Source organism: Streptomyces sp. NPDC004788, from assembly GCF_053601115.1.
In genome coordinates this window covers 1-9,279 of the sequence record NZ_JBSGBF010000160.1, presented here as the reverse complement: position 1 = coordinate 9,279, position 9,279 = coordinate 1, and the positions used below count along the sequence as shown (strand labels likewise).

8 protein-coding genes are annotated in these 9,279 nt (G+C 73.2%); 4 read left to right on the top strand and 4 right to left on the bottom strand.

The window, feature by feature from the left end:
• The first annotated feature begins 48 nt into the window (after positions 1–48).
• The gene (locus ACWEJX_RS36495; protein ID WP_451611710.1) at positions 49–1,920 is read left to right on the top strand and encodes a glycoside hydrolase family 15 protein; all 1,872 of its coding nucleotides are present in this window, start codon (positions 49–51) and stop codon (positions 1,918–1,920) included.
• A 12-nt stretch (positions 1,921–1,932) separates the two neighbouring features.
• Here ACWEJX_RS36495 and ACWEJX_RS36490 read toward each other — a convergent pair whose 3' ends face one another.
• Positions 1,933–2,112 carry a DUF1272 domain-containing protein gene (locus ACWEJX_RS36490; RefSeq protein WP_451611709.1) on the bottom strand — a complete coding sequence of 60 codons (180 nt, stop codon included), beginning with the start codon at positions 2,110–2,112 and terminating at the stop codon, positions 1,933–1,935.
• Between the two features lie 406 nt (positions 2,113–2,518).
• Between ACWEJX_RS36490 and ACWEJX_RS36485 the strand changes: the two genes are divergently transcribed.
• Positions 2,519–4,186, top strand: a complete 1,668-nt coding sequence (locus tag ACWEJX_RS36485) for a TROVE domain-containing protein (RefSeq protein ID WP_451611708.1) — start codon at positions 2,519–2,521, stop codon at positions 4,184–4,186.
• Between the two features lie 15 nt (positions 4,187–4,201).
• Here ACWEJX_RS36485 and ACWEJX_RS36480 read toward each other — a convergent pair whose 3' ends face one another.
• The 3 genes from ACWEJX_RS36480 to ACWEJX_RS36470 all read right to left on the bottom strand — a co-directional run bounded on the left by ACWEJX_RS36480 (position 4,202) and on the right by ACWEJX_RS36470 (position 6,204).
• Positions 4,202–4,729 (bottom strand): NUDIX hydrolase family protein, encoded by a 528-nt coding sequence (locus ACWEJX_RS36480; RefSeq protein WP_451611711.1) that lies wholly within the window; start codon positions 4,727–4,729, stop codon positions 4,202–4,204.
• A 132-nt stretch (positions 4,730–4,861) separates the two neighbouring features.
• Entirely contained in the window at positions 4,862–5,560 is a 699-nt protein-coding gene (locus ACWEJX_RS36475; protein WP_451611707.1) for a nucleotidyltransferase domain-containing protein, read from the bottom strand.
• Between the two features lie 50 nt (positions 5,561–5,610).
• Entirely contained in the window at positions 5,611–6,204 is a 594-nt protein-coding gene (locus ACWEJX_RS36470) for an MBL fold metallo-hydrolase (RefSeq protein ID WP_451611706.1), read from the bottom strand.
• Between the two features lie 103 nt (positions 6,205–6,307).
• On the opposite strand from ACWEJX_RS36470, the gene ACWEJX_RS36465 reads away from it, so the two are divergent.
• Both ACWEJX_RS36465 and ggt read left to right on the top strand, forming a co-directional pair.
• On the top strand, positions 6,308–7,267 hold the full coding sequence (locus tag ACWEJX_RS36465) for a GlxA family transcriptional regulator (protein ID WP_451611705.1): 960 nt from the start codon (positions 6,308–6,310) through the stop codon (positions 7,265–7,267).
• A 162-nt stretch (positions 7,268–7,429) separates the two neighbouring features.
• Positions 7,430–9,279: gamma-glutamyltransferase (ggt, locus tag ACWEJX_RS36460; protein WP_451611704.1), on the top strand; the 1,850-nt coding region annotated here is incomplete at its 3' end.

Genomic DNA, 9,279 nt, shown 5'->3' with positions numbered 1-9,279 from the left:
GGCGGCACCGGCCGGGCCGGGGCGGCCGCCCTCGCCGATAGTGGAGGGATGAAGCGCTACCCGCTCATCGCCGATCACGGCCTGGTGGGCGATCTGCAGACCGCCGCGCTCATCTCCGACGAAGGCGTGGTCGACTGGTTCGCGGCCCCCCGCTTCGACTCGCCCGGCATCTTCTCCGCACTGCTCGACCACGACCGGGGCGGCTACTTCCGGCTCTCCGTCGACGCGCCCGGCGTGACGGTGAAACAGCTCTACTACCCCGACACCGCGCTGCTCGTCACCCGGTTCATGTCCCCGGACGGCGTCGGCGAGCTGATGGACTGGATGCCCCCCGACCGCACCGGGCGGCGCACCGACCGGCACGCCATCCTGCGCGTGATGCGGTGCACCCGCGGCACCGTCACCTTCACCCTGGAATGCCGGCCGCGCTTCGGCTTCGGCCGCAACCCGCACGAGACCCGCCTCGACGGCCGCACGGCCACCTTCCGGGCCCCCGGGATCGCCGCGTTCCTCCAGTCCAGCATCCCCTTGGAGCAGGACGGCCCGTACGACATCCGGGGCAGGCTCACGCTCACCGAAGGCGGCCTCGCCGGCGCCGCGTTCACCGTGGACGGCCCGGAGGCCGAGGCACCGCCGCTGCCGGACCCCCAAGCGGCCGAGACGGCGCTGTGGGACGCCGTCGAGTTCTGGCAGCGCTGGGTCCGCACCGCCCACTACCGCGGCCGCTGGCCGGACATGGTGCACCGCTCGGCCATCACCCTGAAGCTGCTCACCTACCTGCCCACCGGCGCCCCTGTCGCCGCCGCCACGCTCGGCCTTCCGGAACGCGTCGGCGGCGAGCGCAACTGGGACTACCGCTACACCTGGGTCCGCGACGGCTCGCTCGCCGTACGGGCCCTGCTCGACCTCGGCTTCGTGGACGAGGCCGCGGCGTTCACCGGCTGGCTCACCGAGCGCGTGACGGAACGGGCCGCGGCACCCGCCGGCGGGGCCCGGCCGCTGCAGATCATGTACCGGGTGGACGGCGACCCGTGGCTGCCCGAGGAGATCCTGGAGGACTTCGAGGGGTACCGCGGCTCCGCCCCCGTACGGGTGGGCAACGGCGCGGCGGACCAGCTGCAGCTCGACATCTACGGCGAGGCCCTGTACGCCCTCGCCCAAGGGCGGGGCCTGGACACCCAGCCCACCCACCGGGGCTGGCAGGCGGTGTCCGCCCTCCTCGACTGGCTGGCCGCGTCGTGGGACGGCCCCGACGAGGGCATCTGGGAGACCCGGGGCGGACAGCGGGACTTCACCTTCAGCCGCGTGATGTCCTGGGTCGCCTTCGACCGCGGGCTGCGCCTCGCCGAGGAGTTCGGCCGGCCCGCCGCCCTGGACGCCTGGCGGGCCGCCCGCGACGAGATCTTCGCCCAGGTCGTGCACCGCGGCTGGAGCGAACGACGCCAGGCCCTGGTCCAGTACTTCGGCGGCGACGTTCTCGACGCCGCCCTGCTCCTGATCCCCCGCACCGGCCTGCTGGGCCCCACCGACCCGCTCTGGCTGACCACCCTGGACGCCATCGAACACGGCCTCGTCCACGACAGCCTGGTCCACCGCTACGACCCGGTCGCCTCCCCGGACGGCCTGCGCGGCGCCGAGGGCACCTTCAGCCTCTGCACCTTCCTCTACGTGGACGCGCTGGCGCGCGCGGGACGCGTGCGGCAGGCCCGGTTCACCTTCGAGAAGATGCTGACCTACGCGAACCACGTCGGCCTGTTCGCCGAGGAGATCGGCCCGAGCGGCGAGCAACTGGGCAACTTCCCCCAGGCGTTCACCCACCTCTCGCTCATCATGGCCGCCACGACCCTCGACGAGGCACTGGACGCCCAGGGCCCCGGGGGCGGGGCCCGACGGGGCGGCCGGCAGGCGCCGCGGTGGTGAACCCGAGGGGCCTCAGACGGCGCGGCGCGGCCTGGCCACCAGCTCCCCACCGCAGTTGGGGCACGTGTCGCTCATGGCGTCGGCGCATGGCACACAGAAGGTGCACTCGTACGTACAGATCCGGGCGGGGGCGTCGACGGGCAGGTGGGTCGTCTCACAGCGTTCGCAGCGTTCGCGCATCTCAAGAGCCATGGGCTCATCCTGCGCGAGGACCCGCACACCGCGAAACCGGCCACGGGCCAAAGATCAACGGAATCGGGACAGCGCGCGTGACGCCTGACGGAAAACCGGTTGGGGCGTGCGGGACGCACGGATACGGTGGGTCCACCAGCACCTCCCGGTGCGCAGGCCAGCGGATACTTCTTCCACAGAAACCACGCCGCGGGCCACTACTGATCTCGGGAGGCAGATGGCGGCGGGGTGCCCGGTGCGCAGGCCGGGGATACTTCCACTGTCAATGGGGTGACGCGGGTTCGAATCCCGCTCGGCGCTTTCGGGCGCCGGTAGCTCAGCGGCCCAGAGCACCTTGTCTCCCCGTCCGACTCGATCTCGGGCACCCCCACGCCGCGCCTCCCCTCCACACGTGAGGGGAACCCCCATGGCACGCTTCAACCTCCGCGGTAGCCGCCCGTCGGCCGGCTCGCCCGTCGCCACGACCGGCGAGCCGACCCGCACCCACGAGGGCGCGACCGGGCACCTGCGCGACGCCAGGAGCGAGCTGTTCCTCCTGGCCGTCGCCAACACCGTCGGCACCGACACCTTCTACGAGAAGGCCGACGCCCGCGACGACCGCTTCACCGCCCTCGTACGGCAGCTCGCGGTCGAGGACCCCGCGTGGACCGCCGGACTGCTCGGGTGGCTCCGCACGGGAGGCAACATGCGCACGGCGTCGCTCGTCGGCGCCGCCGAGTTCGTCAAGGCCCGCCTCGACGCCGACGCTGCCGCCCCTGCCGTGTCCGCCTCCGCGGCCGGCTCCGGCGCCGGCGTCGCGTCCTGGTCGAACCGCTCGGTCGTCGACTCCGTGCTCCAGCGCGCCGACGAGCCCGGTGAGATGCTCGGCTACTGGACCGCGCGTTACGGGCGCCGCCTGCCGAAGCCGGTCAAGCGCGGCGTCGCCGACGCCGTCCGGCGCCTCTACAACGAGCGTTCCCTGCTCACCTACGACACCGATGCCAGGGGCTACCGCTTCGGCGACGTCCTCGAACTCGTCCACGCCGCCCCGCACCCGGACAAGCCGTGGCAGGGCGAGCTGTTCAAGCACGCCATCGACCGCCGCCACGGCCGCGGCGGGGACATCCCGCCGCGGCTGGAGATGCTGGGCCGGCGCGCGACGCTGATGAAGCTGCCCGTCGCCGACCGGCGCCCGGTGCTTCACGACCCCGGGAAGCGGGACGCGTTGGCGAAGGCCGGCATGACGTGGGAGGCGCTCGCGGGCTGGCTCCAGGGCCCGATGGACGCCGCCGCGTGGGAGGCGGTCATCCCGTCCATGGGGCTCATGGCGCTCGTCCGGAACCTGCGGAACTTCGACGAGGCCGGTGTCGGCGACGAGACGGCCGCGCGCGTCGCGGCGCGGCTGGCCGACGCCGACGAGGTACGCCGTTCCCGGATGTTCCCGTTCCGGTTCTGGGCCGCGTACCGGGCGGCGCCGTCGCTGCGCTGGGGCCACGCCCTGGAGCAGGCCCTCGGCCACTCGCTGGCCAACGTGCCCGCCCTGCCGGGACGGACGCTGATCCTGGTCGACCGCAGCCCGAGCATGTTCCCCGGGTACGCGTACTCCACGCCCAACCGGTCCGACATCCCGCTCGCCGAGCAGGCCGCCGTGTTCGGCGCGGCCCTCGCCGTGCGCGCCCAGGCGCCGACGCTGGTGGAGTTCGGGCAGAGCGCCCGGGAGATCGCCGTTCCGCGGGGCGGCAGCGTGCTGCGTCTCGTCGAGCGGTTCGGGCAGATTCCCGGCACGGACATCCCCTCGGCGGTCAAGCGGTACTACGCGGGGCACGACCGGGTCGTCGTCGTCACCGACGAGCAGACGCGCCCGGGCTGGCTGCCGTCGAACTGCTACGCGTACCAGGGCATGCCGGAGACCCGCATCGACGACCTCGTCCCCCGGCACGTCCCCGTGTACATGTGGAACATGGCCGGCTACCGCGAGGCCGCCATGGCTTCCGGCGGCGGCAACCGGCACGCGCTCGGCGGCCTCACGGACGCGGCGTTCGGCATGATCCCGCTGCTGGACGCCGGTCGTGACGCCCGCTGGCCCTGGGAGTGAGACCGGGCCGCGCGATCAGTACACGTGCCCCACGTGGGCCAGGGCCTGCTTCAGCAGGACGCCGTGACCGCCCGGCATCTCGCTCTGCAAGGCCGCCGACGCCGCCTCCTGAGGGCTGACCCACACCAGGTCGAGCGCGTCCTGGCGCGGGCGGCAGTCGCCGGTGACGGGAACGATGTACGCGAGGGACACGGCGTGCTGGCGTGGGTCGTGGAAGGGGGTGATGCCGGCCGTCGGGAAGTACTCGGCGACGGTGAAGGGCTGGAGGGAGGCGGGGACCCGGGGCAGGGCGACGGGACCGAGGTCCTTCTCCAGGTGACGCAGGAGGGCGTCGCGGATCCGCTCGTGGTGCATGACGCGGCCGGAGACCAGGGTGCGGCTGATGGTCCCGTCGGCGCCGATGCGCAGGAGCAGTCCGATGCTGGTGACTTCGCCGGCGTCGTCCACGCGTACGGGTACGGCCTCGACGTACAGGATCGGCATGTGGGCCCTGGCGGCGCTGAGCTCGTCGGAGCTCAGCCAGCCGGGTGTGGTCTCGGTGATGTCGGACATCGCTTGATCGTACTTTCCTGAACGGGGGTCGGCCCAGGGTTGTGTGTGGGCCGGCCGGGTGGACGTCCATGCGAAGGAGGTCCGCGCGGCGCGGCGGTGCGGCGCGGACCGGCGCTTTGCCGCCTATCGGATGGCGTATCCGTCCCACAGGGGGCCGCCGGCTCGCTCCAGGACCTCGGTCACGGCGGCGGTGAAGGCATCGGTGTCGCCGGTGACCGCCTGCGCGGCGGACTCGGTGAGCGCGAGGTGCAGCCGAGGGGCGGCCGCCGCCAGCCGCCGTGACAGCCATTTGCCGCTGCCGAGCCAGTGGCCGCCTGCCAGCAGGGCCAGTTCGGAGGCGCGCTGCAGCGTGTGCGCGACCAGGTGTACGCGCTCGGCGGGATCCGTGCAGCCGCGCAGGTCGTCGAGCAGATCGGTGAGGACGTAGCGCTGGTAGTGGCGTTCGCGGTCCGAGAGCGGCGGCGGGCCGGCGGCCAGACGCCGGCGCGCCTCGGCCTGCAGCGTGGCGCCGAGCCCGTCGCCGTCGACCAGGAGCATTCCCTCGCTGCACATCGCGAGCAGCGGCGAGCTGCGCTTCGCGGTCTCCTGGTCGGCGAAGTTCCGCCAGTCGGCCTCGGTCTGTACGAACAGTTCCACCGGCCACCCGCGGTGGACCAGGTTCTCCCGGCTGGGGGCGGGCGGCCCGTCGAGGAGGACCACGATGTCCAGATCGGAGGTGGGCGTGCGGCGGTCGGTCAGCACGCTGCCGGCGAGGAAGGCCGCCCGGGCGGCGGGAAACCGCTCCCGCACGAGTGCGCGGGCGGTCGGTACGGGGTCGTCCATGAGCGCAGGATACGTACCCCGGTTCCGGCGACGGCGGGGGCCCGGCCCGGTCAGCGCGGTGCGGAGTCGTCGGCGGGGAAGGCGGGGCCGTGACCCGGCACGATCACGGACGCCGCGTCGAGGACCCGCAGCCTGGACGCCCGCAGGAGGTCGTGGTCGGGGGCGACGGGGTCGTCGACCGGACCGTTGGGCCGCCACCACAGGTCGCCGACGAAGGCGACGACGCCCGCGTCCGTACCCGCGAGCAGGGTGATGTCCTCGGCGCTGTGCCCCGGCGTGCGGATCAGCCGGAGGGACGGGGAGAGTTCGTACCCCTCGGCGTCGCGGTCGGTCCACTGGTCGTGGTGGTAGATCGCCTTGTGGTCGTGGACGCGGGCCTGCCCGAAGAGGCCGACGTTCATCGTGTTGTCGGGGTGGTGATGGCTGAGGACGACATCGGTGATGTCGTCGGGGGTGAGCCCGAGTTCGGCGAGCGGGTCGAGGATCCGGTTGCGGCCGGCCACCATGCCGGGGTCGACGATGACGTGGCGGTCGCCGTCGTGGACGTAGGAGACGGTGGCGGCCACTCCCGGGCCGGTGGAGAGGGTGTAGCCGGTGGTCAGGATCGTGTAGGTGGCGCTGCGGCCGAGCGGTGCGTTCGTCATGGCCCTTAGTTTTCTCGTCGGCCGGCCGTGCCACGAGTGGCCGTGGTGCCACTGATCGCAGGAATCGTGCCATCGCGTCCGCCCCTCGTGACACACTGCCGGAATGCCGCCGTTCAAGATCATCGCCGCCTACGCGCCGCCGGGTGTCGGCATGCTCGGGGCCGGAATCGTCGCCGAGGTCTTCGACGCGCGTGGCCAGGGGCTGCCGCGCTTCGACTTCGCGCTGTGCACCGACCGGCCCGGGCGGGTCCGTACCGATGTGGGCCTGCCGCTGACGGTCGAGCACGGTCTGGAGCGGCTCGCCACGGCCGACCTGGTCATCGCGCTGCCCTGGGCGGACTTCCGCACGCCGCCCCCGCCCGCGGTGCTCGACGCGCTGAAGGCCGCGCACGAGCGTGGCGCGCTGGTCGCCGCGCACTGCGTCGGCGCCTTCGCGCTCGCCGCGGCGGGCCTGCTGGACGGGCGGCGCGCCACCACCCACTGGCGGTTCGCCGAGCTGCTGGCCGAGCGCTACCCGGACGTCGCCGTCGAACCCGACGCCCTCTACGTCGACCAGGGCCGCATCACCACGGGCGCGGGGGCCGCCGCGGGCTTCGACCTGTGCCTGCACCTGCTGCGACGGGAGTACGGCGCCGCCACGGCCAACGCCATCGCCCGGGACCTGGTGCTGCCTTCGCACCGCGACGGAGGACAGGCCCAGTACCTGGCGGCCCCGGTTCCGGAGGACTGCCACGACGACCGGCTCGCGGAGGTGCTCGCCTGGGCCCAGGGGAACCTGCACGAGTCGCTCCCGGTGGCGGAACTGGCCCGCCGGGCCCTGATGAGCAGGCGCTCCTTCGCCCGCCGGTTCGCCGCCTCGACCGGCACCACCCCGCACGCCTGGCTGCTCGGCCTCCGCCTCAGCCGCGCCGAGGAGCTGCTTGAGACCACGGACCTGCCCGTGGAGGAGATCGCCCGCCTGGTCGGCTTCGGGAGCGCGGCGGTGCTGCGGGCGCAGTTCGTACGACGACGGGGAGTGCCACCGCGCTCCTACCGCCGGTCCTTCAGCCGTACGACGACGTAGCCGGCGAGTCCGGCCCCCCGGTGCTCGGCCGGCCCCGGCGGGGCTACCGGACGGAAACCTCAGAACTCGCGCAAATCTTGCGGTGAGTCGTTGCTGACCCACGAGTACGGATGCCAGGGTTTCGATCATCCCCCTCGTCAACGCAGGTCATCGGAGGCTGTCTTGAGTCTCGCTGTCCGTCGTACCGCCACCGTCGCCGCCTCCGCGGCGACGCTGCTCCTTCCTCTCCTGCCACCCGCCGCCGCCGGAACTCCCGCCGACGGCCCCGCCCTCTCCCCACCCGCCAAACAGGCCGTCGCGATCGGGCGCGGAGGCGCGGTCGCCAGCGTCAACCCGTACGCCTCCCAGGCCGGCCTCGACGTGCTGCGGCACGGCGGCAACGCCGTGGACGCGGCGGTGGCCACCGCCGCCGCGCTCGGTGTGGTCGAGCCCTACTCGGCGGGCATCGGAGGCGGCGGATACTTCGTCTACTACGACGCCCGGACCGGGAAGGTGTCCACGATCGACGGGCGGGAGACCGCTCCGGCGTCGATGCGCTCCGACTCGTTCACCGACCCGGCGACCGGCAAGGCCATCCCCTTCCCCGAGGCGGTCAACTCCGGTCTGTCCGTGGGCGTCCCGGGCACCCCCGCCACCTGGGACAAGGCACTGAAGGACTGGGGCACGATCCCGCTGGCGGCCGCGCTGAGGCCCGGCACCCGCCTGGCCGAGAACGGCTTCGTCGTCAACGACGAGTTCCGCGCCCAGACGGCCATGAACGAGGAGCGCTTCCGCGCCTTCACCTCCACCGCCGAGCTGTTCCTGCCCGGTGGCGAACTGCCCGTCGTCGGCTCCCGCTTCCGCAACCCGGACCTCGCCCGGACCTACCGCGAGCTCGCCCGCGAAGGCACCGGAGCCCTCTACCACGGCGACCTCGGCCGCGACGTGGTGCGCACCGTGCGGAACCCGCCGGTCGCTCCCGGCGCCGAACGAGTGGTCCGCCCCGGCCTGATGGACGAGGCCGACCTCGCCCGCTACGCGCCGCTGCGCCGGGAGCCGACCCACACCACGTACCGCGGCCTGGACGTGTACTCCATGGCGCCGTCCTCCTCCGGTGGCACGACCGTGGGCGAGGCGTTGAACATCCTGGAGAACTTCCACCTGTCGAAGGCCGACCGGGTCTCGGCGCTGCACCACTACCTGGAGGCCGGCCGGATCGCGTTCGCCGACCGCAACCGCTGGGTGGGCGACCCCGCCTTCTCCGACGTGCCCACGCGGGAACTGCTGTCGAAGGAGTTCGCCAAGGACCGCGCCTGCCTGATCAGCCCCGACACCGCGCTGACCAGCCCGCTCGCACCGGCCGACCCCCGCGTGCCGGGCTCGGCCTGCACCCGCGGCACGGGCACCCAGGAGCCGTACGAAGGTCCCTCGACCACGCACCTGGTGACCGCGGACCGCTGGGGCAACGTCGTCTCGTACACCCTGACGATCGAGCAGACCGGCGGCTCGGCCATCACGGTGCCCGGCCGCGGGTTCCTGCTGAACAACGAGCTGACCGACTTCGACTTCACGCCCCTGACCGCCGGCGTGCCCGACCCGAACCTGCCGGGGCCCGGCAAGCGCCCGCGCAGCAGCATGTCCCCGACGATCGTCCTCGACGAGGGCAGGCCGATGCTCGCCGTCGGTTCCCCCGGCGGGGCCACGATCATCACCACCGTGCTGCAGACCCTCGTCAACCGCCTCGACCTGGACATGCCCCTGCCCGAGGCCGTCGCGGCGCCGCGCATGTCCCAGCGCAACCGGGTCGCGACCGAGGCCGAGCCGGCCTTCCTCGACTCCGCCGACCGCGGGGCGCTGGAAGCACTGGGCCACCGCTTCGTCCCGGCCCCGAGCACCTTCACCCCCTCCCCGGAGATCGGGGCGGTGGCGGCGCTGGAATTCCTGCTCGTCATCGACGAGTCGCACGTCACCGTGCCGCAGATCGGCGCCATGTACGAGGGCGACGCCTCCCGCAAGCGCACCCTCGTCGACCA

What these genes read in the sequence shown, in the direction of transcription:
- ACWEJX_RS36490 (WP_451611709.1), bottom strand. Translation starts at nt 2,112, where the DNA reads ATGGCTCTTGAGATGCGCGAACGCTGCGAACGCTGTGAGACGACCCAC.
- ACWEJX_RS36485 (WP_451611708.1), top strand. Translation starts at nt 2,519, where the DNA reads ATGGCACGCTTCAACCTCCGCGGTAGCCGCCCGTCGGCCGGCTCGCCC.
- ACWEJX_RS36475 (WP_451611707.1), bottom strand. Translation starts at nt 5,560, where the DNA reads ATGGACGACCCCGTACCGACCGCCCGCGCACTCGTGCGGGAGCGGTTT.
- ACWEJX_RS36495 (WP_451611710.1), top strand. Translation starts at nt 49, where the DNA reads ATGAAGCGCTACCCGCTCATCGCCGATCACGGCCTGGTGGGCGATCTG.
- ACWEJX_RS36470 (WP_451611706.1), bottom strand. Translation starts at nt 6,204, where the DNA reads ATGACGAACGCACCGCTCGGCCGCAGCGCCACCTACACGATCCTGACC.
- ACWEJX_RS36465 (WP_451611705.1), top strand. Translation starts at nt 6,308, where the DNA reads ATGCCGCCGTTCAAGATCATCGCCGCCTACGCGCCGCCGGGTGTCGGC.